Source organism: Pseudomonas sp. AC242 (assembly GCF_979258655.1).
Genome location: NZ_OZ409873.1, coordinates 1,737,341 through 1,762,050, shown reverse-complemented (window position 1 = coordinate 1,762,050; position 24,710 = coordinate 1,737,341). Strand labels below are relative to the sequence as shown.

23 protein-coding genes and 2 pseudogenes are annotated in these 24,710 nt (G+C 58.7%); 12 read left to right on the top strand and 13 right to left on the bottom strand.

Annotated elements, in window-relative coordinates:
- Nucleotides 1-107: 107 nt before the first annotated feature.
- Nucleotides 108-503, bottom strand: coding sequence for a DUF4280 domain-containing protein (locus ACZZ0A_RS08080; RefSeq protein WP_007911072.1), 396 nt, complete (start codon nt 501-503; stop codon nt 108-110).
- Between the two features lie 190 nt (nt 504-693).
- On the opposite strand from ACZZ0A_RS08080, the gene ACZZ0A_RS08075 reads away from it, so the two are divergent.
- Nucleotides 694-1,761, top strand: a complete 1,068-nt coding sequence (locus ACZZ0A_RS08075) for a phosphotransferase family protein (RefSeq protein WP_463542817.1) — start codon at nt 694-696, stop codon at nt 1,759-1,761.
- A 22-nt stretch (nt 1,762-1,783) separates the two neighbouring features.
- Nucleotides 1,784-2,551 carry an SDR family oxidoreductase gene (locus ACZZ0A_RS08070; protein WP_007911074.1) on the top strand — a complete coding sequence of 256 codons (768 nt, stop codon included), beginning with the start codon at nt 1,784-1,786 and terminating at the stop codon, nt 2,549-2,551.
- A 123-nt stretch (nt 2,552-2,674) separates the two neighbouring features.
- On the opposite strand, the gene ACZZ0A_RS08065 is transcribed toward ACZZ0A_RS08070, so the two are convergent.
- The 3 genes from ACZZ0A_RS08065 to ACZZ0A_RS08055 all read right to left on the bottom strand — a co-directional run bounded on the left by ACZZ0A_RS08065 (nt 2,675) and on the right by ACZZ0A_RS08055 (nt 5,745).
- Nucleotides 2,675-2,839: a hypothetical protein gene (locus tag ACZZ0A_RS08065; protein WP_463542816.1), complete on the bottom strand. Its 165-nt coding sequence runs from the start codon at nt 2,837-2,839 to the stop codon at nt 2,675-2,677.
- Between the two features lie 1,016 nt (nt 2,840-3,855).
- Nucleotides 3,856-4,113, bottom strand: coding sequence for a DUF1652 domain-containing protein (locus ACZZ0A_RS08060; protein WP_007919628.1), 258 nt, complete (start codon nt 4,111-4,113; stop codon nt 3,856-3,858).
- Between the two features lie 135 nt (nt 4,114-4,248).
- Nucleotides 4,249-5,745, bottom strand: coding sequence for a helix-turn-helix transcriptional regulator (locus tag ACZZ0A_RS08055; RefSeq protein ID WP_463542815.1), 1,497 nt, complete (start codon nt 5,743-5,745; stop codon nt 4,249-4,251).
- 291 nt (nt 5,746-6,036) lie between these two features.
- Here ACZZ0A_RS08055 and ACZZ0A_RS08050 point away from each other — a divergent pair, with 291 nt between their 5' ends.
- Entirely contained in the window at nt 6,037-6,228 is a 192-nt protein-coding gene (locus ACZZ0A_RS08050; protein WP_007919624.1) for a hypothetical protein, read from the top strand.
- Between the two features lie 97 nt (nt 6,229-6,325).
- Here ACZZ0A_RS08050 and ACZZ0A_RS08045 read toward each other — a convergent pair.
- Nucleotides 6,326-6,587, bottom strand: a pseudogene (locus ACZZ0A_RS08045) (helix-turn-helix domain-containing protein); the annotation flags it as partial.
- Nucleotides 6,588-6,716: 129 nt separating this feature from the next.
- Between ACZZ0A_RS08045 and ACZZ0A_RS08040 the strand changes: the two are divergent.
- From ACZZ0A_RS08040 to ACZZ0A_RS08025, 4 genes are read left to right on the top strand one after another with little or no spacing between them, the layout of a single operon-like run.
- Nucleotides 6,717-8,960 (top strand): type VI secretion system Vgr family protein, encoded by a 2,244-nt coding sequence (locus tag ACZZ0A_RS08040; protein ID WP_463542813.1) that lies wholly within the window; start codon nt 6,717-6,719, stop codon nt 8,958-8,960.
- Nucleotides 8,961-8,963: 3 nt separating this feature from the next.
- A complete protein-coding gene (locus tag ACZZ0A_RS08035; RefSeq protein ID WP_007919616.1) occupies nt 8,964-10,250 on the top strand; it encodes a VRR-NUC domain-containing protein in 1,287 nt (428 codons plus the stop codon).
- A gap of 14 nt (nt 10,251-10,264) precedes the next feature.
- Complete coding sequence (locus ACZZ0A_RS08030) at nt 10,265-11,389, top strand: DUF3396 domain-containing protein (RefSeq protein WP_150752206.1); 1,125 nt, start codon at nt 10,265-10,267, stop codon at nt 11,387-11,389.
- On the top strand, nt 11,386-12,165 hold the full coding sequence (locus ACZZ0A_RS08025) for a PoNe immunity protein domain-containing protein (protein ID WP_007919612.1): 780 nt from the start codon (nt 11,386-11,388) through the stop codon (nt 12,163-12,165). Before ACZZ0A_RS08030 ends, ACZZ0A_RS08025 begins: the two co-directional genes overlap by 4 nt.
- Nucleotides 12,166-12,201: 36 nt before the next feature.
- Here the strand turns inward: ACZZ0A_RS08025 and ACZZ0A_RS08020 are convergent, their stop codons facing one another.
- On the bottom strand, nt 12,202-12,648 hold the full coding sequence (locus tag ACZZ0A_RS08020) for an NUDIX hydrolase (RefSeq protein ID WP_463542812.1): 447 nt from the start codon (nt 12,646-12,648) through the stop codon (nt 12,202-12,204).
- 88 nt (nt 12,649-12,736) lie between these two features.
- Nucleotides 12,737-12,976 (bottom strand): hypothetical protein, encoded by a 240-nt coding sequence (locus ACZZ0A_RS08015; RefSeq protein WP_007919609.1) that lies wholly within the window; start codon nt 12,974-12,976, stop codon nt 12,737-12,739.
- 98 nt (nt 12,977-13,074) lie between these two features.
- Here ACZZ0A_RS08015 and ACZZ0A_RS08010 point away from each other — a divergent pair, with 98 nt between their 5' ends.
- Nucleotides 13,075-13,506 carry a nuclear transport factor 2 family protein gene (locus tag ACZZ0A_RS08010; protein ID WP_007919607.1) on the top strand — a complete coding sequence of 144 codons (432 nt, stop codon included), beginning with the start codon at nt 13,075-13,077 and terminating at the stop codon, nt 13,504-13,506.
- Between the two features lie 164 nt (nt 13,507-13,670).
- Here the strand turns inward: ACZZ0A_RS08010 and mqo are convergent, their stop codons facing one another.
- Nucleotides 13,671-15,317 carry a malate dehydrogenase (quinone) gene (gene mqo, locus ACZZ0A_RS08005; RefSeq protein WP_007919606.1) on the bottom strand — a complete coding sequence of 549 codons (1,647 nt, stop codon included), beginning with the start codon at nt 15,315-15,317 and terminating at the stop codon, nt 13,671-13,673.
- A gap of 470 nt (nt 15,318-15,787) precedes the next feature.
- Between mqo and ACZZ0A_RS08000 the strand changes: the two genes are divergently transcribed.
- Nucleotides 15,788-16,219 (top strand): nuclear transport factor 2 family protein, encoded by a 432-nt coding sequence (locus tag ACZZ0A_RS08000; RefSeq protein WP_463542811.1) that lies wholly within the window; start codon nt 15,788-15,790, stop codon nt 16,217-16,219.
- A 178-nt stretch (nt 16,220-16,397) separates the two neighbouring features.
- Here ACZZ0A_RS08000 and ACZZ0A_RS07995 read toward each other — a convergent pair whose 3' ends face one another.
- The gene (locus tag ACZZ0A_RS07995) at nt 16,398-17,123 is read right to left on the bottom strand and encodes a methyl-accepting chemotaxis protein (RefSeq protein WP_371748306.1); all 726 of its coding nucleotides are present in this window, start codon (nt 17,121-17,123) and stop codon (nt 16,398-16,400) included.
- 132 nt (nt 17,124-17,255) lie between these two features.
- A pseudogene (locus ACZZ0A_RS07990) lies at nt 17,256-18,011 on the bottom strand (MCP four helix bundle domain-containing protein); the annotation flags it as partial.
- A 244-nt stretch (nt 18,012-18,255) separates the two neighbouring features.
- On the opposite strand from ACZZ0A_RS07990, the gene sodC reads away from it, so the two are divergent.
- The 3 genes from sodC (at nt 18,256) to ACZZ0A_RS07975 (ending at nt 19,734) form a co-directional block, all read left to right on the top strand.
- The gene (gene sodC / locus ACZZ0A_RS07985; RefSeq protein ID WP_463542810.1) at nt 18,256-18,777 is read left to right on the top strand and encodes a superoxide dismutase [Cu-Zn] SodC; all 522 of its coding nucleotides are present in this window, start codon (nt 18,256-18,258) and stop codon (nt 18,775-18,777) included.
- A gap of 160 nt (nt 18,778-18,937) precedes the next feature.
- Nucleotides 18,938-19,252 carry a DUF2388 domain-containing protein gene (locus tag ACZZ0A_RS07980; RefSeq protein WP_007919602.1) on the top strand — a complete coding sequence of 105 codons (315 nt, stop codon included), beginning with the start codon at nt 18,938-18,940 and terminating at the stop codon, nt 19,250-19,252.
- An 80-nt stretch (nt 19,253-19,332) separates the two neighbouring features.
- Nucleotides 19,333-19,734 carry a hypothetical protein gene (locus ACZZ0A_RS07975; protein ID WP_176472264.1) on the top strand — a complete coding sequence of 134 codons (402 nt, stop codon included), beginning with the start codon at nt 19,333-19,335 and terminating at the stop codon, nt 19,732-19,734.
- Here ACZZ0A_RS07975 and ligD read toward each other — a convergent pair whose 3' ends face one another.
- From ligD to ACZZ0A_RS07960, 3 genes are read right to left on the bottom strand one after another with little or no spacing between them, the layout of a single operon-like run.
- On the bottom strand, nt 19,735-22,326 hold the full coding sequence (ligD, locus tag ACZZ0A_RS07970; protein ID WP_463542809.1) for a DNA ligase D: 2,592 nt from the start codon (nt 22,324-22,326) through the stop codon (nt 19,735-19,737).
- Between the two features lie 17 nt (nt 22,327-22,343).
- Nucleotides 22,344-23,297 carry a methyltransferase gene (locus ACZZ0A_RS07965; RefSeq protein WP_463542808.1) on the bottom strand — a complete coding sequence of 318 codons (954 nt, stop codon included), beginning with the start codon at nt 23,295-23,297 and terminating at the stop codon, nt 22,344-22,346.
- 11 nt (nt 23,298-23,308) lie between these two features.
- Nucleotides 23,309-24,685, bottom strand: coding sequence for an iron-containing redox enzyme family protein (locus ACZZ0A_RS07960; RefSeq protein ID WP_463542807.1), 1,377 nt, complete (start codon nt 24,683-24,685; stop codon nt 23,309-23,311).
- Nucleotides 24,686-24,710 lie beyond the last annotated feature (25 nt).

Here is a 24,710-nt window from a genome sequence, read left to right as displayed (position 1 = left end):
GCTCGGTTATTCAGGTCGATGTACAGCGCGAGACACCTCGGTCGGCTCCCTCTCCCTCCGGGAGAGGGCTGGGGTGAGGGGTTTGGATTTCACGCCAAGTAAAAAACTCAGGGAATAAGCATCTGCATCTGCCCCGGCACCACAATCTTGATCACCCCCGCCCAGTTGCACATCAACGTTGAGTTGGCATCGATCGCCGGCATCCCGCCCAGCAACAACGTCGGCGCCCCGCCGGGAATCCACGGTGTGGCCGTCGCCGGAATACACGGCATCGGCGTCAACACCCCCAGGGCGGCGGCAGTTGCAGCGGCGACCATCGGATTGGCCATGCTCATGCACACCCCGAACGGCAGGATATTCACCAGCGGGATGTGATCCATGATGTTCGCCGCCGGCATCCCGCCGGTCAGCGTGCGATTCACCGGCAACACATTGAGCATCGACGGCGCGGCGCCGAAGCTGCATTGCAAAGTGGCCGTGGCACAGACTTGCGGACAGCCCATTTCAAAGCTCCTTTTTGCCCATGGCATACCCGCTAAACCTTAGTCTGCTGCGGCCCGTCGCGCACATTCTCAAAGGTGATTATCCGGCAACACGCTAACCTATAAGACCGACCTGCGCTTGTGACTGCCCGAGCGCACCATTAGATTAGCCAATGATGTCTGGCCTCCAAAATAAGCAGAAGGGATAAGCATGGCGCTTACTGACCAGTCCACCCGTATCCGCTCTGGCGAAGAACTCGATGCCAGCCTGATTGATCCGTACCTTAAGGCGCACATTCCGGGCCTGAGCGGCTTGCCTGCGATCAGCCAGTTCCCCGGCGGTGCCTCGAACCTGACCTACCTGCTGGAATACCCGGAACAGGAATTCGTCCTGCGCCGCCCGCCGTTTGGCCACAAAGCCAAGTCTGCCCACGACATGGGCCGCGAATTCCGTATCCTCAATCAATTGCGCGACGGTTTTCCGTATTGCCCGAAAGCCTACGTGCACTGCACCGACGAATCGGTGATCGGCGCCGAGTTCTATGTGATGGAACGGGTCAACGGCATCATCCTGCGCTCGGAGCTGCCGCCGGAACTGGGCCTCGACTCAGCGAAAACCGAAGCCTTGTGCAAAAGCTTCATCGACCGCTTCGTCGAACTGCACCGCGTCGACTACAACGCCTGTGGCCTCGGTGATCTGGGCAAGCCGGAAGGCTACGTTGCCCGCCAGATCAAAGGCTGGAGCGAACGCTACGAAAAGGCCCTGACGCCCGACGCGCCACACTGGGAAAAGGTCAAAGCCTGGCTCAACGACAAGATGCCGGCTGACCACCCAACCTCAAGCATCGTCCACAACGACTATCGCTTCGACAACGTCATTCTCGACCCGCAAAATCCGATGCAGATCATCGGTGTGCTGGATTGGGAACTGACTACCCTCGGCGACCCGCTGATGGACGTGGGCAACACCCTCGCTTATTGGATTCAGGCGGACGATCCGGCGCCGGTGCAACTGATGCGCCGCCAGCCGAGCCACGCACCGGGCATGCTCACCCGCCGTGAATTCGTCGATTACTACGCCGAACGTTCGGGCATCCAGATCGACAATTTCGACTTCTACTACACCTACGGCCTGTTTCGCCTGGCCGGCATCGTGCAGCAGATCTACTACCGCTTCTACCACGGCCAGACCCAGGACAAACGCTTCGCGCAGTTCATTCACATGAACAAACTGCTGGAGCAGATGAGCTTGCAGGTCATTGCGAAATCGAGCCTCTGACGGCCCACACCCAGGAACCCTTATGTCCAAGACTCAGTTGTTCGACCTCGACGGCAAGATCGCTTTCGTCTCCGGCGCCAGCCGCGGCATCGGTGAAGCCATCGCCAAACTGCTCGCCCAGCAAGGCGCCCACGTGATTGTCTCGAGCCGCAAACTCGACGGCTGCCAACACGTGGCCGATGCGATCATCGCTGCTGGCGGCAAAGCCACCGCAGTTGCCTGTCACATCGGTGAAATGGAGCAGATTGCCCAAGTGTTTGCCGGGATCAAGGAACAGTTCGGCCGCCTCGATATTCTGGTCAACAATGCCGCGACCAACCCGCAGTTCTGCAACGTGCTGGACACTGACTTGGGCGCGTTCCAGAAGACTGTCGATGTGAACATTCGTGGCTACTTCTTCATGTCCGTCGAAGCCGGCAAACTGATGCGCGAAAACGGTGGCGGCAGCATCATCAACGTCGCGTCGATCAACGGCATTTCACCGGGGATCTTCCAGGGCATCTACTCGGTGACCAAGGCGGCGGTGATCAACATGACCAAAGTCTTTGCCAAGGAATGCGCGCAGTTCGGCATCCGCTGCAACGCCCTGCTGCCGGGCCTGACCGACACCAAGTTCGCCTCGGCACTGGTGAAAAACGATGCGATCCTCAAGCAGGCACTGACGCAGATCCCGCTCAAGCGCGTGGCGGATCCGAGTGAAATGGCCGGTGCGGTGTTGTACCTGGCCAGCGATGCGTCGAGCTACACCACCGGCGTTGCGCTGAATGTGGACGGTGGTTTCCTGTCCTGATCCCGGGTAAATGATTAACCCCCTGTAGGAGTGAGCCTGCTCGCGATAGCGGTGTGTCAGATACATAAATGTTGACTGACACACCGCTATCGCGAGCAGGCTCACTCCTGCAAGGGTTGTGCATCAGGCAATGACTTTCGGCAATTGCCAGCCGTAATGCACCGACAGCAAACGCAGAGCCAGACACACCGCCCCCGCCAGCAACGCCGCCGCGACCGGTGAAACGCCCAGCCTGCACGCAACGGCAACCAGCGCCACCCCCGCCGCCGAGGCCGACGAAAAACGCAATCACCATCACCCCCAACAAGTCGGGCTGACTGTGCATCGCCGCAATGGCGCCTTCCACGGCAACCACCGCCGTACCGGCCAGGACGGCGACCAGCACAACCCGCTCAACCCGAGACTTGCGCCCCGCCGGCGCTACTGCGTGACACAACGGGTAGTGGTGATGTGTCGAGTAACCTGCCCGTCGGCGTACATGTCACCGGCGACTTCAGTATTTTCGAGCACCTGGCAAGTACGTTCCGGTGGCGGAGGTGGCGCAACCGGTGGAGGGGGTGGAGGACTGGCACAACCCGCCAGCAAAACGGCAAAAAAAGTCAACGGCAACACGCGTTTCCCAAGATTGTTCATAGGACGACCCGCGATGAATGGAAGAGCAACTTCCGCGACCCAACCGACCACGGAAGACCTGACCACTCATTCTTTATAGCCGAGCGCCCTGCAAGCGCCAGTGAATTGGCCCGATTGGGTGGTAATGGCTGTCGATTTTGCGTCGGGGTTTGAGCGAGTTAGCAGAGTGAAACGCACATTGCCAGACAAGGCCCCTTCGCAAGCAGGCTCGCTCCCACAGAAAAGCAGAAGCAGAAGCAGAAGCAGAAGCAGAAGCAGAAGCAAACAGCGCAACCCACACACCGCTTCTGCTCCTAACCACTCAACAGGATGAGCGTTAGCTCGGCTGCGGCTCTTGATCTTGACCTGGGAGCCCGTCGGCAGGCTGAGTGGAGGGATTGATCCGGGGGTGGGAGCGCAGCGACCGTTCGACGAAGTCGAACACATCGAGAGGAGGTGCAGCGAAGCAAACCGTAGACGATGCCCCCGGATCGATCCCGGAGCGAAGGAACCCCGAGCCCCAGCGAGCGGGCCGAACGTCAGGGCGCAGACCTTTGGTTCCTTTGGGGCGTTTGCCAAAGGGACTCGCCGTAAGGGCGAAACCGCCAGCGGCAACACCCGCAGCAACGGATCTACCCCCACCCCCCAACAGCATGGTCGGCCCAAAGGCCGCCAAGAACCAAAGGGCGGCGCTAAGCCAAATCCGGATCCCGAAACGAACGCAAAGAATTGCTCTCAAGCTCATACCGCAATTCTTCAATCAAAGCATCAACCGACTCAGGCGTCCGCAGCGCATTAAGTTTCAGCCCACTGATCACCAGATCCACCTGCCCCGACACCGGGTGATAAAGCTTCACCGTCAGCGAATGATCGCCGTCCACCAGACACTCACACGCCAGCGGCGAAAAACTGCGTTCAAGCTGCGTGCGCAACTGCGCAAGATTCATCATCAGACTGTTCCTATAACGACTGCGAAGGGCCGCGATCCCGAGCCAAAAAACCTCGTATCGCACCCCACCAGACTAAGAACAGACCTCACCCGCCAACACCTCAATTTGCACCAGGCCAACTAGTGCATTTGCACCCTATCGTTGACCCTTGGCGCTCGATTCGCCGGCAAACAGCCCACGCTCCCGCGCCCAGACAATCGCCTCACTGCGGCTGTGCACATCAAGCTTGGAATACACCGTCGCCACATGATTTCGCACCGTATTCGGAGCGAGTTTCAGCCGCGCCGCGATCTCCTTGTCCGCCAGCCCTTCACAGATCAACCCCAGCACATCACGCTCACGCGCCGTCAGATCAGTGAACGAAACGCTGGGCAGTTGCGGCGAGTTGACCTTCTTCACATTGGCCAGTTTCTCGATCAACGTACGGCTGAACCAGGAAGCGTCCTTCATCACCTCCTCAATCGCCGCCACCAACTCAAGCTCGGTGCGCTTGCGCTCGGTGATGTCCATCAGCACCAGCAAATAACACGGCATGTCCTGAATATTCACGGTATCGGCGGATAGCGCACATTCGAGCAGGTCCGCATCCTTCTTGCGCACCCGCACATCGACCCGATCCACCCGACCGTTTTTCGCCAGCGCCGCCAGCAACTGCGTGCGTGCACCACTGTCATCGATGAAATCCAACTGCGTCACGGTTTTACCGAGCACGTCCTCGCTGTCGAAGGCCAAGGCCTCAAGGAACGCCTGATTGACGTCGATCACCTGCTGCTCGTCGGCACTGCAAATCAGGATCGGCACCGGTGTCAGGCGAAACGCCTTGGCAAAACGTTCCTCACTCTGACGCAACGCCACCTCGGCCTTGTGCCGCATCTCCATGTCGACGAAGGAAAACAACATGCAATCCTCATCGTTGAGCGTCAGCGGCTGCCCGGCGACGATCACTTGCTTGCTGCCGCCGTCAGGCAGGCGCAGTTCAGCCTGCATCTGCGGGATGGTCGCAACGTCGCGCAGGCGCTGAATCGCCAGATCCCGGTGTTCGGCCTGCTCGAAAATGTCGATTTCATAAGAGGAAGTGCCAATCACCTGTTCACGGGTGTACCCGGTCATTTCCAGAAACCCCGGATTGACCTTGATGTAACGCAAATCACTGAGCCGACAGATCACCGCCGGCGCCGGGTTGGCGTTGAACGTCCTTTCGAAGCGCTGCTCGGCGTTGGCCCAATCGGTGACGTCGCTCATGATCAGCACCAGCGACTCGGGCTGCCCTTCGCGGTCCGTGAGAATCATGCTGCGCACGCTGTGCACCCAGATACGTTCCGGGTCGTCGGTCGGCGACACCTCAATCAGCACGTCATTGAAACTCTCACAGCGCGCCACCCGGCTGATCGGGTAGTTTTCGGCGGTGATCGAATGATTATTGCGATAGCGCAGGTTGAACTTCTTGGCGTATTCGTCGGCATTGTGACCCAGATCGGTGATCCGTTTGACACCGTGCATGGCCAGCGCTGCTTCGTTGGCCCAGAGAATGCTCTGATCCAGCTCCAGCAAAATCACCCCGTCGGACAGCCCGGCGATGATCTGCTGCAACTGGCGGCGGTTGGTTTCGGTGGTCAGGACTTCCTGGCTCATTGGATCTCCACAAGTGATACGCCCATGTGAAGAGTACGACCGCGGCGGCCTCTGATCGTGCCGAGCATAAATGTTCGCAACGGCACAAATCCCTTTGTTGGAGTGAGCCTGCACACGATAGCGGTGTGTCATTTGACTTTTATATTGACTGTCACACCGCTATCGCGAGCAGGCTCACTCCTACTGGGGATGACGGTGCATTCGCGACTTCCTGCTTTGTCGACTAACGTTAATACCTCATCGGATTGAGCCCCTGCCCGCAACACCGGGCTCTTGATCAAGGAGAGACTGATGACGTCGCGTCGCACCATCGAACAGACCTACCGCACCTGGTCCAACCCGATTCTGCTGGAGTTGAAAAAACGTGAGCACCAAATGGCGCCAGTCGAGCGTCAGGCCCTGGAGAATGTCTTGGTGGAAAGAAGGCTGCTGGACATCGGCGGCCCGGAGGGTATTGAACGTCGACGAAACAGCGGTGCCTGACACTGCTCGCGAAGGGGCCAGCAAAGATGCCTTGATCATTGAGGCCGACGCACCGCTCTCACCCGTCCACTGTCACCGCCAGCGCAATAAAAGCGATCCGCGCTGCCAGCGCCACCTCGGCCTCGGCCTCGGCGACCACACAATGCGCCCGTGACAGCGGCTCATTGCTGCCGAACGCCTTTATCGCCCTTTGCAACAACGCCTTGGCGCGGGACAGATCACCGAGCTGAGCCATGGCAATTGCGCGCAGCGCGCAGCGCCAGCGCCGGCGGGTCCTCACGCAGAGCGACGTAGTTCAACGCGCCTAGCGGGTCACCAGCAGACAGCGCGCGGCCGGCGGCGTTGATCAGCGAATCCATGGCTCGTCCGTCCCTCGATGGCTGAATCGTGGCTGAGTCTGATCGCTGATTATGGCGCGTTTGGACGCTTGATCGGCTGTTTCAGTTGTTGCAACATCGGCACAGCTTTTCCAATGGATGGAGTCGAGCATGCTGGATGCAAACGCTAGCCACATTACCTTCACTGTCGAAGGCGCCAACGCCGACCTGCAAGTCCTCAGCTTCACCGGTCGCGAAGCCCTCAACCAACCGTTCCGTTTCGACCTCGAACTCGTCAGCGCCCGCCCCGACCTCAAACTCGAAGAGCTGTTGCACAAGCCCGGCGTCCTGACCTTCGGCCCGACCGGCGAAGGCAAGATCCACGGTCTGGTCTACCGCATCGAGCAAGGCGACTCCGGCAAAACCCTGACCCGTTACAGCCTCAGCCTGGTGCCACAACTGGCCTACCTGCAGCACAACCACGATCAGCAGATTTTCCAGCAACTGACCGTGCCGAAGATCATCGCTCAGGTGCTGGAAGATCGCGGCATCCTCGCCGACGCCTACAGCTTCCAGCTCGGCGCCGAATACCCGCAACGCGAGTACTGCGTGCAGTACGACGAATCCGACCTGCACTTCATCCAGCGCCTGTGCGAAGAAGAAGGCATTCACTTCCACTTCCAGCACAGCAGCAGCGGCCACAAACTGGTGTTCGGCGACGACCAGACCGTGTTCCGCAAACTCAAAGCCGTGAGCTACCAGCAAGACTCCGGCATGGCCGCCGACAAACCGGTGATCAAGCGTTTCAACCTGCGCCTGGAAACCCGCACTACGCGCGTCAGCCGCCGCGACTACGACTTCGAAAAACCGCAGATCCTCCCCGAAGGAACCGCGAAAAGCACCTTTGCCCCGGACCTCGAGGACTACGACTACCCCGGCCGCTTCACCACCCGCGAGCGCGGCAAGTTCCTTTCCATCCGCGCGCTGGAACGCCATCGCAGCGACTACAAACTCGCCGAAGGCAAAGGTGACGAACCAACCCTCACCAGCGGCCATTTCCTGACGCTGGCCGAACACCCGCGCGCCGAGTGGAACGACCTGTGGCTGCTGCTGGAAGTCTTCCACGAAGGCAAACAGCCGCAAGTGCTCGGCGAAAACGTCACCAGCGACGTCACCGACCACAAAAGCGATTTCCACCAGGGCTACCGCAACAGCTTCCTCGCCACCCCATGGGACGCGAACTACCGCCCTGCCCTCGAACACCCGAAACCAAAAGTCCTCGGCAGCCAGACCGCCGTCGTCACCGGCCCCGCAGGCGAAGAAATCCACTGCGACCAATACGGCCGCATCAAAGTGCAATTCCACTGGGACCGCGACGGCCAGGGCGACGACAAAACCACTTGCTGGATGCGCGTCGCCAGCGGCTGGGCCGGCGCCGCGTACGGCGGCATCGCCATCCCGCGCATCGGCATGGAAGTCCTCGTCACCTTCCTCGAAGGCGATCCCGACCAGCCTCTGGTCACCGGTTGCCTGTACCACAAGGAAAACGTCGTCCCCTACGACCTGCCGGCCAACAAGACCCGCAGCACCTTCAAAACCCTGAGTTCACCGGGCGGCAAGGGCTACAACGAATTCCGGATTGAAGACAAGAAAGGCGTCGAGCAGATCTACATCCATGCCCAGCGCGATTGGGATGAGAACATTGAGCACGACCAGAAGATCCGCGTCGGCAACGAACGACATGACACCGTTGAAGCCAATACGCTGAGCGAGTTCAAGGTTGAAGAGCATCGGATTACGCATCTGGATCGGATTAGCGAAATGCGTGCGGATGATCACCTGAAGGTGGGTGTGACGCAGCATCTGAAGGTAGGGACTGCGCAGTTTGTCGAGGCCGGGTCAGAAATCCATTACTACGCCGGCCAGAAAGTGGTGGTCGAAGGCGCAATGGAACTCACGGCCAAGGCTGGCGGGAGTTTTGTGAAGGTGGATGCCGGTGGTGTGACCATTAGCGGGGCTGAGGTGAAGATCAATACCGGCGGCTCGCCCGGCGTGGGCACCGGGATCGGGATTCTGGTGCCGTTGATTCCCGGCGCAGTTGACACCGATAAATTCGGCCAATTGCCTGACAGCGCGCCGCGCAGTCACAAGGCGCGCTACCTGTTGCTGGATGAGAAAACCGGTGAACCTCTGGTGGGTACCCCCTATACGTTGAAGCTCGCTGATGGCACCCGAATTGCTGGTTATACCAACGAAGAAGGAAAAACCTTTCAGGCACACAGCAGCAGCCCGGCAGAGGTTGAACTGCTGACACCTGTTCGCAAACCCGAGCCTGAAGAGCCGTTGATCAGGGCAGGGGAAAGCGCACCCAAGGAAATGACCCTGGACTTCAAAAACGCCAACTCGGAGGGCTGAATCATGCCGGTCATGCAACCACCTCAAACGCCACAAGGCTGCACGAACACCAGTATCGAAGGTACGGTCAAACAAGCACCGCTGCCCAATCCTGATAACAAACCGTATCTGATGGAAAAAGCCAATTACGCATCGCGGTTTCCCAGATTAACGATAAAAAAAGCCAAAGATGGCGACTTCACCGGCATGGAGCTTAAACAGCTGGTAATGAGTGGATTGATTCGGGCAGATGAATACCGCTGGGAATTCAAATGGGATTACAAAGCTGAAGTCTGCTTCGACATGTCGTCCCTCCCCCCCAAACCATTCCTGAGTTCCTCATGGCTGGGCGACGACGTGAAGCCAGACCCCACGCGGCGCCATTCACTCTTTCCATTCCCTAAAGGTTCAGTCAAAGGATTATTACGGCGTCCCGACGTTATCATCGTCAAGACACGCAGCTTGCGTTGGCCGGGACAAGCTGGAACAGATCATCAAGGTGTTGCGCACCCGGATAATCTGGAAAGGCTAGTGGAAGTGAAGTTTCCCGGGGACGTCCTCGGTATGGCACAGCGAGAGGCTTATCTAGATATAGCAGGTGGCCCAAACCGTTTTTCTGTACTCGAAATCAATGATTGTCGAGATGACGGCGAGCGTGAACGCGACCGCGAATACAACAGACAACATAAGCCTACTGGTGAGTTCAACCCACAGCAATGGCCTGTTTTGCTGCCCCCGACCGGAGGCCCGGGGCAAGCCCCAAGACCCGCTCCGGTCCCTGTTCCCGCGTACGGCCCAACAGCGACACCCAGACCGGCGCGGGTCGAAAGCTGGACGCAACTTCAAGAGGCCGTTGAAGGGCTCTTGGAGCAAGGTGCTCAGGGCATTCGAAGGCTATCGCAAGAAATGCAACAACACCTCGAAGACGCCGCTACGTGGCTCGGAATCAAGGGTCAATGGATTAGACGTGAGTCTCAAAAAGCCTGGGAATGGGTCAGTGAAACAGGTGCGAAGATCGTTCGCTGGACGGATGAGCAACTCAGGGCTGCGTGGAAGGAAATTCAGCATTTCACCGACCTGACCTTGGAAAAGCTCAAGGAAATCGACTGGATGCAAGTATTGATTGACGTAGGAACAGTCGTTGCCACCGTTGTGGTGGCTTTTGCTATTGGAGCGGCACTGGTTGCTGCCGGTGTGCCTGCTGCTATCGTCGCAGCAATTTTGGTTATCGTTCGACTGGCTCAGCTTTCATGGGCCGTGCTAGCCACCATTTTGGGCGGCGCTGCTATCACTGCTGCGGCGACAGCCTGATAAAAGAGAGCTTTATGAATACATTGGAAAAACTGAGCGAACAAGCTCCAGACCTGACGTTTGAGCTACCCGATAACACCCCCGTTGTACGACTCGGGCTGATCGCAACCCTCTACTTCAAGGAAGGCTACTCGCTGCAAAGCAAGCGCAATGTCATGCAATGTTTCACCCGATTCAAGGAAGAGTTCGGCCAGCATCTGAAGGGACAGTTCGACGACCGCTACAAGAAGCTGACAGATTCCGGATTCAGCAAAACCCAGGAAAAAATCCGCGAGTCAGGGCCAAACGAACAATACGAATGGCACATCAGCAGCGCCGCAACGGCGAACGAAGCTGCTGCGTACAGCCTGTCCGCACTGAACTCGTTCGAGGTGCATGGCGATCAAAAACGCTCATACCTGAAGATGACATTGCCCTGGAGTTTCCTGAAAGAGCCCGATGGCGTCGCGCGCTTTGAAGAATGGCTGGTTTACTTGTGCGATCAGGTTGAAGCCGAACATGGCTACGGCGGACTCTCGAGCATACTGCCCTACGACTTCGATCGTTACATGCCCATGGAATTTCAACTGGCGCAGCAATATGTCGGTCTGGAAGTTGACTCAATGGTGCACAACTTCAAACGAGAACTGCTTGATCACATCAAAGGTGTCAACTGGTACACCATTGTAGGCACTCGATTTACCGAGCAACTGGGAGGTAAAGACGGATTACGCCACGCCTTAAGCGGACGTGGCGACGTCGAGATGCTGGATTATCAGGGCGGACTGATCATTCGCGCCGGCGCTTTACCCGAACTGGGCGCTATCCATGAACCTCTGCCCGTAACCTATGTAGCGGTGAACCGCGTATTGAAACAGCTTCGTAATCCAAAACCCGATCAACTGCACACTTATTCACCCTACGGTAACTGCTTCGAACAAGACAGTACCGAGCGCTGGTACGCGCGATTCGACCAAGACGATGCGCATTCGAAAACTCCAGCACGAATAGAGGCCGGTCAGCCTTGTAGCGCCGCGGGTTATTGGTTCAGCCCCGCACAGGCAAACTCCCGACGTTACTTCGACTTGGGGGAAATAATGCCTCGGTTCAGTGGCTCGAATTGGGGCGATACGCTTTGGTATTGGTCAGGTGAAGCGTGAGTGCAGGAATAAGAGCGAGCGAACGCCAATCCTTTTTCAGCAGACGCCACTACGCACACTTTCTCGGGGAACATGATGCTGTCGTGGAGTTCTTCAAGACCAATCGCTTCCAATCAGATTCTGACGACGAAGAAGCCAGCCTGCGCGCGGCATTCTTTCAGAGACTGGCGCTTGATAAGTTGCTTGCAACTTATACCGTTGGCGAGCCTATCGAAGCTCTCCTCCCGTTACTTGAAGACTTGCTCGATCAGTATGAACTGCGCCAGCAGAGGCTGGCCGCCTACGAAGATGTACCGCAAATCTCACCACTCGCCATTGATGATTGGCCAGATGAATACGAAGAAGCCGTTCAAGTGATCAGCCTGTGCATTCTGCTCGACCGCAAGGACCTGCTCATACGATTCGTTAAACTTCTGGACGACGCTGGTTACGCCGGTGACGACACGCTCTATGAAGATCTGCTGAAAAAAGTCCTGCCTGATCGGCAAGACGTTGATCAGTGGTATCACGACGTCTACACCCCTCTCGTACAGGCAATCTATGCCGACACCCGCGAAGAGGCGTCCCTGCTGCTCAAGGAGTATTGCCAGACTTGGTATCCAGCTTTCGAACAAGCGCCTTGGCACGATACGCACTTACAGGGCGACGACGGCAACTACGTCGGCTACTGGGCATTCGAAGCTGCGGCGATTGTCTTTCTGTATGGCTTGGATGATCGCCATGTCGATCACTGGGTTTACCCGAAAGATCTCGTCGAGTACGCGCGAAGTCGGTGAATCGATTGCACCGGAATTCGTATCCCCCAGCTGAGCTCAGCCGAGCAATCCGGTGCTCCTCAGCAGCTCCTGCAAGCCTTTTGGCACCAAGGGCGCCTGCTCGCTGAAGCTTGAGCTGTCATGCCAGCGCGCGGTGAAGGGCGCGCCGTCGCTTTCATGGCCATCGATCTGTGCGTGGTCGTATACGCCCTGATCGACAAACGTCGCGTCGTATACCTGGACAATTTCGTGTCCCGGTTTGCCGTTGTAAACGAAAAGACTTTCGAGTGTGCCGAGCAGACGCAGGTCCGTCATGGACAGCCCCAACTCCTCCTGCACTTCGCGCACAATGGTCTCGGCGCTCGTCTCGCCGAACTCGATACCGCCGCCGACGGGCCGAAAGCAGGTTTGCTCGCTGACCGGGTCACGAAATTCGTTAACCAGAATTTTGCCGTTGTGATGAAAAACGCAAAGTGCGAGTGCGCGAATACGGTGTTCGGCCATGACTGAAGTCCATTTACAGGTGTGGGGGCGCGGCATTTAAACATGCTTTGCGCGACACACCCGTGGACGTCACTGGAAAAGGGTCGCCTCAGACCGGAGAAATCGTTGCGAGCAGGCCGATCAGAATGGTCAGTGTCAGAAAGCCACCCAGAAAAATCGCCATCTTGTTCATGTTGCTCTCCTCAATGCTGAGCTTGCGGTGCACTGGGCGCTTCGAAATGAAGGACTGCCGCGAGTGCCGAACCGTGGGGCTATTTTGAGCCGCTGACTGAGCCGGTAACAGAGGCAGATCCAGCGAAAAAATACGGATCAGATACGCATGGGCCATGGGCCGACATTCAGATCGCGGCACAAGGGTTCAATTTTGGCGTGGTTGATCTAGAGTCATTGCCTTCGCGACAACAACAAGAAAAACCTGGAGTGAACATGACCGACCTGAATCTGCAACCCAACGTCGCCGCATCGCTAGGCAAATGGCACGAAATGATCCGCACCGGCAACCTCAGCGCCCTGCCCGGCCTGCTCGACCCGCAAGCCGTGTTCCGCTCGCCGATGGCCCACACGCCTTACCCGGGTGCGCCGGTGGTGTCGATGATCCTCAATACCGTGTTTGAAGTGTTTGAAGACTTCACCTACCACCGCGAACTGGCGACTGCCGATGGCTTGAATGTGATTCTGGAGTTCAGCGCCAAGGTGGGTTCGAAGGAGCTGAAAGGTATCGACATGATTCGCTTTGACGAGAACGGCAAGATTGTCGAGTTTGAGGTGATGGTGCGGCCGCTGAGCGGTCTACAAGCCTTGGGCGAAGAGATGGGCCGGCGGCTCGGTGCTTATCTGGCGTCCGCCAAAGCCCTGTAGGAGCTGCCGCAGGCTGCGATCTTTTGATCTTGATCTTTCAAAAGCAAGATCAAGATCAAAAGATCGCAGCCTCGTTTCACTCGACAGCTCCTACAAAACTATTTGCCATGAAAAAGCCCACTGACCGTCGCCGGTTCAGTGGGCTTTGTGTGTCAGGCGTTTAGTTACAGCGCCATGTCACGTGCAGCGTTTTCCTTCGGTGCTTCCGCTTTTCCAGCGGCAGGTGCAGCCGGAGCAGCAACCTGACCAATCACCGGAGGCGTTGGCAGTTCGAGGATTTTGGCGGTGTAAGCCCACTCCGCAGCCACTTTGGCTGGATCGCTGTTCAGCTGAGTGCCGTAGCTTGGCACGATCTGGTGCAGCTTGGCTTGCCACTCAGGGGTCGCGACTTTGTCTTTGAAGACTTTCTGCAGCACGCTCAGCATGATCGGTGCAGCGGTCGACGCGCCTGGCGATGCGCCCAGCAGGCCGGCGATGGAGCCGTCTTGTGCAGCAACGATTTCGGTGCCCAGTTTCAGCACGCCGCCAGCGGCTTCATCACGCTTGATGATTTGCACGCGTTGGCCGGCTTGCCACAGGCGCCAGTCTTCGGCTTTGGCGTTCGGGAAGTATTCCTTCAGCGCGTTCAGACGGTCTTCATCCGACAGCATCAGTTGGCCAGCAAGGTACTCGACCAGCGGGTATTCCTTGATGCCGACCTTGGTCATAGGCCAGATGTTGTGGGTAGTGGTGCTGGTCAGCAGGTCCAGGTACGAGCCTTCTTTCAGGAACTTGGTGCTGAAGGTCGCGAATGGGCCAAACAGAATGACGCGCTTGCCGTCCAGGACACGGGTGTCCAGGTGCGGAACGGACATCGGTGGGGCGCCAACCGACGCTTTACCGTAGGCCTTGGCCAGGTGCTGTTCAGCGATGGCCGGGTTATCGGTCACCAGGAACGAGCCGCCTACCGGGAAGCCAGCGTATTCCTTGGCTTCAGGAATGCCCGACTTCTGCAGCAGGTGCAGTGCACCGCCGCCCGCGCCGATGAAGACGAACTTGGCGTCGGTTTCGGTTTTAGTGCCGTCTTTCAGGTTTTTGTAGCTGACGCGCCAAGTGCCATCGGCATTCTTGGTGATGTCCTGGACTTCGCTCGACAGTTTCAGATCGAAGTTAGGCTTGGTCTGCAGGTACGTGGCGAACTGGCGGGTGATTTCGCCGAAGTTCATGTCGGTACCCAGCGGGCTCCAGGTGGCCGCGATTTTCTGGTTCGGGTCACGCCCTTCCATCATCAGCGGGACCCACTTCTTGATCACAGCCGGGTCTTCGGAGTACTGCATGCCGGCGAACAGCGGGCTCGCTTGCAGGGCTTCGTAACGCTTTTTCAGGAATTTGATGTTGTCATCGCCCCACACGAAGCTCATGTGCGGAGTGGTGTTGATGAACGAGCGAGGGTTCTTCAGAACGCCTTGCTGAACCTGCCAGGCCCAGAACTGACGGGAGACCTGGAACGCTTCGTTGATCTCGACGGCTTTCGGGATCGTCACGTTGCCTTTGTCGTCTTCCGGGGTGTAGTTCAGCTCGGCGAGCGCCGAGTGACCGGTACCGGCGTTGTTCCAGCCGTTGGAGCTTTCGAGGGCGACGCCGTCGAGGCGCTCGACCATTTCCATCGACCAGCTTGGCTCCAGCTCATTGATCCACACACCGAGGGTGGTGCTCATGATGCCGCCGCCGATCAGCAGGACGTCGACTTTCTTTGCTTCGTCAGCATTGGCGGATGTCATCCCCATCGCCAAAGCCAGACCCAGCAGGGCTGTGTTCACTTTTTTAAACATCTGTTGCACCTATGATAAAACGCCTTCCGCCCGCCGCTGTTATCAGTATGCGATCCGCTTTGATGACGCTCAGGCTAGCGTCGCAGATTCCGGCACACTTCAATTTTGACGGGTGGGCACACAAGGCCGACATGCTGCATCGACCTCAGTTAATGTCCCTTCTGAACTGACTTCTTATCATTATTGGCTCAGCTACTTGAGCGACAGGGATTCCGTCGGCCCGCCCGAAGGCAAGCAAACTGAATAAGGTCAAACCAAGTTGGCGCGAAGAATATCACGTCAGGGCAAACCCGCGCGTCTGTTCCCGACTTGAGAGTCTTTTTCCGCTCAGGACACTATCGGCCGACGAAGGCTGAACATGACCCCGACGATCATCGCGTTGAAGCAGTGCCTTATCTGAAAATAATCTGCTAGGTTGTACGATGACTGACGAATCAGTCATCCCTCCATAACAACAAGGAAATACGTTCATGACCAAGACCCGACTGCTGATCGGTTTTCTCTGTGCCTTCAACGGTTACGCCATGGCCGCCCCTGCCCCGGCAGAAAAAGACGTCGCCCAAGCGGTAGACCTTCTGACCCAGGCGATGCTGCACAAGGACATCGCCGAACTGAACGCCCTCACCGCGCCCAACCTGACCTACGGTCATTCCAGCGGCAAGATTCAGGACAAGAAAGAGTTCATCGCCGACATCGAAACCGGCAAGAGCGCGTTCAAGACCCTGGAAATGCAGAATCAGACCATTACCCTGTCCGGCGATACCGCGCTGGTGCGCCACCACTTTTCTGCTCAGGCGTTGAAGGGGACCGAGGTGGTGCCGACGGAGATCGAGAATTTTCAGATCTGGCAGAAGCAGCATGGCAAGTGGTTGCTGGTGGGGCGGCAGGCGTTCAAGTTTTGAGGGGAGCTATCTAGCCTGAATGAATATTGATCGGGCTGGCCTCATCGCGGGCAAGCCCGCTCCCACAGGGTTCGATGTCGTAAATGCAATTGTGTTTACACCTCCGCCCATTGTGGGAGCTGGCTTGCAAGCGATGAGGCCAATTCAGACACCACAAGTGCAATTGTTCCAATCGCTATCACAACCGAAACCGATCCACCGACTGCGCCAACTGCCCCGCCAGGCTCGACAACTCATCGGTGGTATTCGCCGTTTGCCCGATCACCCGGCTATTGCCTTCGGACATTCCGGCAATCATTTCCACCTGATGGGCGATCTCGTTGCTGGCTTGGCTCTGCTCGCCAATCGTGCGGGTGATGTCGTTGACCAGTTGCGTCGTGCTCAGCGTAGCATCGAGAATTTCACGTATCGCCCGCTCGACATCCGCCGTCACCGCCATGCCCTTGTCGACCTGCGCGACCCCCGCCTCCATGCTGCTGACCGCCTCGCGGGTGCTGTGTTGAATGCGTGCAACCATCGCGGCGATTTCCTGGGTCGAGGCGCTGGTGCGTGCCGCCAGACTGCGCACTTCGTCAGCCACCACGGCGAAACCCCGGCCCTGCTCGCCGGCGCGGGCCGCTTCAATGGCGGCATTGAGCGCCAGCAGGTTGGTCTGATCGGCGATGCTCTTGATCACCTGAATGATGTTGAAAATGGCTTCGGATTCCTGATCCAGCGTACGAATCACCTGGGCCGACTGCTGCGCTGATCGGGCGATATCGTCCATGTCGCTGACCACCTGATGAATAACACCGCCGCCCTCTTTCGCCAGGGTTTCGGCTTGATTAGCCATGCTCAGGGCCCGTTCGGCGTGACGGGTGATTTCTTCGATGCTCGCGGTCATCTGGCTGGCCGCTGCGGCCATGGTGCCGGCGGCGACGCTTTGTTGCTGGCTGCTGTCGGCGACCTGATGGCAGCCCTGGCTGAGTTGTTCGCTCATGCCACTGACGCCATGAGCATTGCGCCGCACCACATCGATCATGTTGCGCAAATCGCGCTGCATGGTTGCCAGCGTGCGAATCAGAACACTGGCTTCGTCCTTGCCGGACGGCTCGGCGATCGGCTCGCTGAGGTTGCCGTGGGCGATGCTCTCGGCGATGCGACTGGCGGTCTTCAATGGCCCCATGATGCTCAGAATCACCCAGCGCCCCTGAATCAACAGCAGCACAAGACTGGCGAGCAACACCACGCCGAGCGCGACATTGGCGCTGCGAATGGCTGATTCGGTAGCTGCGCTAGTCTGCCGCGTATTGGATTCGATCAACTCGCTCAACGCGGCCATTTGCTCTTCCAACTGGCCAAACGCCGTGTTGAAGGTGCCCAGTTCCTGTTGAGCGGCATCAGGATTGTCCAGCGCCAACCCGACAATCCGTTCGCCCGCGTTGATGTAGGTATCGAGGCTCGGTTTGATCTGCTCCAGCGCCGTGCGCAATGTCGGGTTGATCGGCAGCTTGAGATTCTCCTCGAGCACCTCACGAAAATGCCCGGCATGCTCGTTGATCGAATCGCGCACCTCGCTTGCCGTGCTGGTGCTCTTGCCCAACCCCACCAGCATCGCCGAGTAAACATCTGCGCGCAGGGCGTCGTGCATCATGTCGGCTTCCATGTGGTTGCGCAGCGCGCTCATGCTGACCGCGTTATCGCTCACCGCCGAGGCCATCCGCTGGTTGCCGACGTAACTGACCAGACTCACGATCAACGCCGTCAGCAGACTTGTCACAATCAGCAACACTAAACGCAGTTTGATCGACACCGGATTTTCCTCTCTCGTTACGCCCGTAAGCGCTTGTCAGCCTTCAGTTAAGCCTATTTGCGCAGGTCTGCCGCGCCAGAGCGTGTCGGCAGGTGTCGGCATGCTGGCCAAAGGCAGCAAAACTTTCGGATTGCGCGGCAAGTCTCACTTTTCAACGCGCACGGCCAACGCCTTCATCACCGGTTAATGCCGGCAGGCTATTGAGTCCGTCGTTCTGAATTCTCATGCAGCAAAAGGAAACGCTATGAAACGCGCATTGTGGTTGGGTTTGCTCGGCTCCTTCGCCATCAGTACCGCACAAGCGGCGACGGAAAAAGTCACCATCAATCTGGTCAGCGCCGACGGCGCGCCGCAAGCGATCGGCTCGGTCACTATCAGTGAGACGGCGTATGGCCTGTTGTTCACGCCCGATCTGAAATCCTTGCCGGCCGGCGTTCACGGTTTCCACGTGCATGAAAACGGTAGCTGTGAAGCCGGCATGAAGGACGGCGTGAAAGGCGCCGCACTGGCCGCGGGCGGACACTTCGATCCGCAAAAAACCGGCAAGCATCTCGGCCCTTACGCTGACGGTCATTTGGGTGATCTGCCAGCGGTTTACGTGAGCGCTGACGGCATCGCCAACTACCCGGTATTGGCGCCGCGCCTGAAAAACATCTCCGAGATCAAGGGCCACGCGCTGATGATCCACGCCGGGGGCGACAACCACGCCGACGTGCCGAAACCGCTGGGCGGTGGCGGCGATCGCATGGCCTGCGGGGTGATCTGACTCACCGCAGCTTGAAAGTCGGGCAACCCGCCATGGCGTTGCCCGCGTCTATTTTGCAATAACGCAGACTTTGCTGCGCCACGGAACTCCCGCCGCGTGCGCCCCTCTCACATTATGTAATCCTTCCCTTTTTGCTTCGCGCTTGTGGAGGAACACCGTCATGCGCAAGTTAGTGCTCATTTCTTCCTTACTCTTATGCCTGCCTGTCGGTTCGGCGTTGGCCCGTGTTGATGCGGGCGATGTCGCCACCTCGGCCGGTGTCTCCGCGTCGCTGTACTCGACCTTCAAGGATCACAAAATGGTGATTCCGGCCCGTGACGACTTGTCTGCATTTGTCGCCAGTGGCGGGGCCATTCGTGGGGTTTATCTTGAATCGGTACTGCAGCAGGCTCGCCAGGACAATCCTGGCCTCAACGCCAGCGATGAAGATCTGGCCAACGCGATTCTGGTGCATTACGAAGGCCTGAATCAGTAGCCGTCACGGAAAAAGCAGGCGATGGATGGCCGCTGAAGGCGCATAGGCAAAACTGTCCGACGGCCTCTATGATGGAGGCCATGACGACTTCTGTGCCCTTGCGCTCCCCCTGCCCGCCCGGCGCCTGCATTTGCGGGCGCGATCCGTTGCTGGAGACGCCCGGCGCGGATTTGCGCATCCTGCGCCTGACCCGAGAGGAAGAAAAACGCCTGCTCGCGCGCCTCGAAATGCTCAAAGACCTGAATGACCTCAAACATCTGCAACAGCGGATGTTCGAGCAACTGGGCATTCGTGTCGATGTCGCCCCCGGTTTCAACGAAGTGCGCACCATGCGTGGCATCGCCATTCAGATCGGCGAGTTACCGGGCCTGTGCCGCAAAACTCGCGCAGCAATTCCCGCGGCCATCCGTCGCGGCCTGGAAAACCACCCGGAAATCGCCTTCGAATTGCTCAACGCCCACGACTTGCTGCGCGACACCTGATCACTTTTTCAGCCCAAGGCGTTTGCGCATCTCGGCGGTGATGCTCTGGCGGGTTTTCTTCATGTCAGCCCACGGCGCGTCACCGACTTCGGCCAGCCGCTCATGAACGTTATGCACGTTCCACTGATTGCCGCCCTTGATCTCGGCGACCTCTTCGCGAAACAGCGGCACCGACACCGGCAAACCTTCGCGGGTACGCGCGGCGTAAGCGCAAATGGTGGTGGCGCCCAGACCGTTGCGCAGGTAATCGATAAAGATCCGCCCGACGCGATTTTTCGGCCCCGACACCGCAGAAAAGCGGTCCGGCAACAGTTTGGCAATATGACTGACGATGGCGTGGCTGAAATCCTTGACCTCGTCCCAGCCAAGTTTGCGGGTCAGCGGCACCACCAGATGAATACCCTTGCCGCCGCTGGTTTTGAGAAACGCCTTGAGGCCCAGTTCATCGAGCACGGTCAATGTCAGCGCCGTCGCTTCGACCATGCTTTTCCACGGCAGCGCCGGATCCGGGTCGAGGTCGAGGACGAAGCGATCGGGCTTGTCCAGATCGACCGTGGTCGCGTTCCAGGTGTGCAGTTCGACGGTGCTCATCTGCACCGCGCCGATCAGCGCTTCGGCGTTGTTGATCAGCATCACCGGTTGTCCGGTGACGTCCTTGTCCAGCGTGGTGATGCCGGGGATCGCCAGGCGTTCGGCGTTTTTCTGGAAGAACAATTCGCCGGCAATGCCGTCCGGCGCGCGCACCAGGGCCACCGGGCGATCCTTGAGTTGCGGCAGAATCCATTCGGCGACGCTGGCGTAATACTCGGCCAGTTGCATCTTGGTCGTGCCGCTGACCGCATCGATCACCCGGTCCGGGTGCGTGATGCGCACCTTGCCGTTGGCTAGCCCGAGCTGTGACGGCGCGGTGTCGGCATTGCTCGCCGGGGCTTTTTTCGGCGTTTTCTTGCTGGCGGTTTTCTTCTCTGCAGTCTTCACCGGTTTCGCTCGCTCCTCAGTGATGGCTTTGGCCGGTTTGTCATTGCGCAAGCCATGGAACACGGCGTGGCGCACCGAACCGTCCTTGGTCATTTCAGCAAACGCGACTTCCGCCAGCAGTTTCGGCTTGAGCCAGTGCACGCCTTTGGCCTCGAAGCCGCTGGGTGGGTTGACCACCGCTGCCTTCTTCGCCTGCAACGGTTTGAGCTGCCCCAGAATGCTTTTCAACGTCGACTCGTTGAAGCCCGTGCCGACCTTGCCGGCGTAGCGCAACTCGCCACTGTCGCGATCATGCAGCCCCAGCAGCAAGGCGCCGAAAGCACTGCGCGCGCCTTTCGGATCGGTGTACCCAACGATCACGAACTCCTGACGGTGCTTGCACTTGAGCTTGATCCAGTCGCCACTGCGCCGCGACACATACGGCGAGCCAAGGCGTTTGCCAATCAGGCCTTCCATCTGCATCTGGCAGGCGCTGTTGAGCAGGGCGTCCGGGGTTTCATCGAAGGCTTCGGAGAAGCGCAGCAAAGGTTGTTCATGATTGCCGAGCACCGTGGCCAACGCGGCGCGACGTTCCTCGACCGGCACTTCGCGCAAGTCGACGCCGTTGAGATACGGCAGATCAAACAAGTAGTAGAGAATGTTGCCGCTGCGCCCGGCTTCAAAGGCATTTTGCAGGGCCTGAAAGTCCGGCACGCCCTGTTCGTTGGCGACAACCATTTCGCCGTCCAGCCACGCCGATTCCAGACCCAGCGCGGCCAAGGCTGCGGCCTGTTGCGGCAACTTGTGCGTCCAGTCATGACCGTTGCGAGTGAACAGTTGCACCTGATCATGATCGATGCGCGCCATGATCCGGTAACCGTCGAATTTGATCTCGTAACTCCACTGCCCTTCGGGCGCACTGTCGACCAGTGTCGCCAGTTCCGGCTTGAGTTGCGTCGGCAATTTGGCCTTGTGCGCCCCCGTCAGCTTGCCGGTAGCGGTTTTGCGCGTCTTCGCCGCGGGCTTTTTCAGCGGTTTGCTGTGCTCGGCGGCCAGCTTGGGCTTGCTCACGAGCGTGCGTTCGCTCAACACACTGTCCGGCTCGGCCACCAGCACGTCGTAGTCATCCTGCGGCCGCGCAGCAGCGTCCTGATGCTTGATCAAAAACCATTGTTCCTTCTTGCCCGGCATGTGCGTGCGCACCAGATTCCAGATGCCGGCAAGCTTCTCGCCTTGCAGTTCGAACTTGAGCTTGCCCTTTTCGTAGGCCTTGTGCGCATCCTCCAACGGAATCCACACGCCACGATCCCAGACGATCACATCACCGGCGCCGTAATGCCCTTCCGGAATGTTGCCCTCGAATGTTGCGTAATCCAGCGGATGATCCTCGACATGCACCGCCAGACGCTTGACCTTGGGATCGAGCGACGGCCCTTTCGGCACCGCCCAACTCTTCAGTGCGCCATCGAGCTCCAGGCGAAAGTCGTAATGCAGGTGCGAGGCATCGTGCTTCTGGATGCAGAACTGCAACGCGTGATCGGCGCCGGTTTTACGCCCTGAGCGCTTGACGGCGGCCGGTTCCGACGTCGCCGAAAAATCGCGCATGCGGTTGTAGTCGTCGAGGTTTCTGTTCATCGTGCACCTGCCTTGTTTCAGCCCAGTCGAGTCACGGTCAGCGCCACCACTGCGATGCGATCGACCCGTTGATAACCGGGGTTGAGCAATTCTTCGCCGAAGACATCCGGATCGAGTTCACGGTACGTCCAGCCAAAGCGCTGCTCGTCCAGTCGTGGCAGCACGGTGTCGAGAAACGGGTCGCGACCATCGACCATCGCCACACCGGTGTAGAGCAGCAGCGAGCCGCCGGGAGCCAGTCGATTCAGTGCCTGTTCGACGATGCGCAACGACAGCCCTGCCCCCAGCGTTCCGCCACCATGGCGATAAGCGCGTTCCGCCGGGTCGGCCATGTATGGCGGGTTGGCGACAATCAGGTCGAACTCGCCGTCGACGCCCTGCAACAGATCACTGGCGCGCGCTTCAACGTTGGCGACTTCCGCCAGCGCCGCATTGATCGCAGTCAGACGCAGCGCCGCAGGGTTGATATCCAGCGCCAGCACCTGCGCCTCGCGGCGGGCGCGGCCGATCAAAATCGCACCGACGCCAGCGCCACAACCGATGTCCACCGCGCGATGGATTGGCGCAAAGTTCTGCTGCAGGTGGGCGTGGATCAGTTGCGCGAAACGGTAGGTGTCGGGGCCGAAAAACACCGCATCCGCCGCTTCGGTGGGGAATGCCGAATGCACGAACAGCAAATCATCCAGGCTCGACCAGCGCACTCGACTCTTCAACTGGCCTTCGTAACTATCAATGACCTGCGCGTCTTGCAGTTGCCGCTGTTCATCGGCCGACAACAACCCCGGCGCGAACGGACGCGACCAACCGAACACGTCGCGCAAAGAGTCGGCCATCTGGCCCTCGTCACGCTGGTTGACCCGTTGATGGGTCAACGGCGTCGGAGTGGTGAACCGATATCCGTCTGCCAACAAGCGCCGGCCAAGGTGCAGCAGCACGAGGTCGTTGGGGCAGAGTTGTTCTTCCTGATTCATCGGCAAGGTCCTTAAGGCAAGCGGGATTTGAGTTCGATAAAACGGCGGGTGGCGAGCAGCCCGGCGGGATGTGCATGCCGGGCTGGGGCGAGCCAGGGGATCAGAACTGCCATCTGCGACAAGGCATCCTGACCTTGCAGCGCCGCGTTGAGCGCCTGGATGTCGGGATCCTGTTCAAGCCCTTCGATGGGCGCTGCGGTTTGACTGTGCCGTCGAACAGGTTTCGCTTGGTCTGACGACGTCCAGTCGCCGGCGATCCAGTCGTGCACCAGTTGTTTTTCGTAGGCATTGAACACGCCAAACATCGCCGCACCATCACCCGCGATCAGTTGCCAAAAGCGACTGGCCTGCGGGTCTTCATGGCGTTTGATCCAGCCTTTGTTCTGCAATGCCTGGAGGAACCCGGGCAATTGCTCCGGTGCGGCCAGCCACTGATTGACGGTCTGCCCTTCGAAGCGGCAGTAATCGGAGTGCATGTGCTGGGCGAAGGGACACTTGCGCTCGAGCATCGCCAGTAACTCGTGCTCAAGGTCGAAACCTTCAATGATCGCGCGACTGCCCTGCCCGAGGTCGTTGAGCCGATAACCCAACGAGACCCGGCGCAAGAACTCCGTGCGATCAGCCTCGAGCGGCAGCAGATCGAGCGCCGCCTGCACAGCCTTTTGCGCATGGCCGGTGCTGGCGTTGTCGATCGTCACATGCAGGGTGAAGTAGTAGGGATCGATGCCTAACTCACTGAGTTCGTAACTGCTGATCAACAGGTGCAACGGCAGTTGTTCATAGCCGAGGTTGTAGCCGATCACTTCGGGCAAATAATCAGTACCGCAGATGCCGAGTGCCAGTTGTATTGCGCCTTGCAGGTAGCGCTCATCGTCGATGGCGCTGCTGTCCTGCAAGTCGTGTTCAGCGAGCAGTTTGCGGTAGATCACCACGTGGTTTTGCGCCGGATTGCCTTCGCCCAGCTCTTCCAGAAAGGTGCGCAGCAGGCCCTGGAAACGCGGGTCCTGCCAGCGCGGCAATAGACCATAAAGCCAGGCACCGTCGACCAGTTTGGTCGATGCCACCGCTTGCAGAAAATACAGCGCCTGCGCCTTGCCACGGAAGAATTGCCGAGGCCCGCCGGCCTTGCGTTGTTGCAGGTAGTCGGCGTATTGCCGGGCCACATCGGCGCAATGCTCGGCCACCCAAGCGTGCCACGTCGTCGGATCTTCGGGCAGGGAATCGGTGAGTTGCGCGGCGAGTTGCAGTTGCTCCTGCAAAAAAGCCCGCGCAAGGTCCTGGCAATCGTCATCGCGCAACAGCGTTTCATAGACTTGCCGGATGTTCCCGGCGGCGTTCATCGCATGCGGTTGGCCAGGCGCAGCTTGCAGGTGTGTCAGGACAGTCATGGCAAAATTCTCGGTCGGTTGGCAG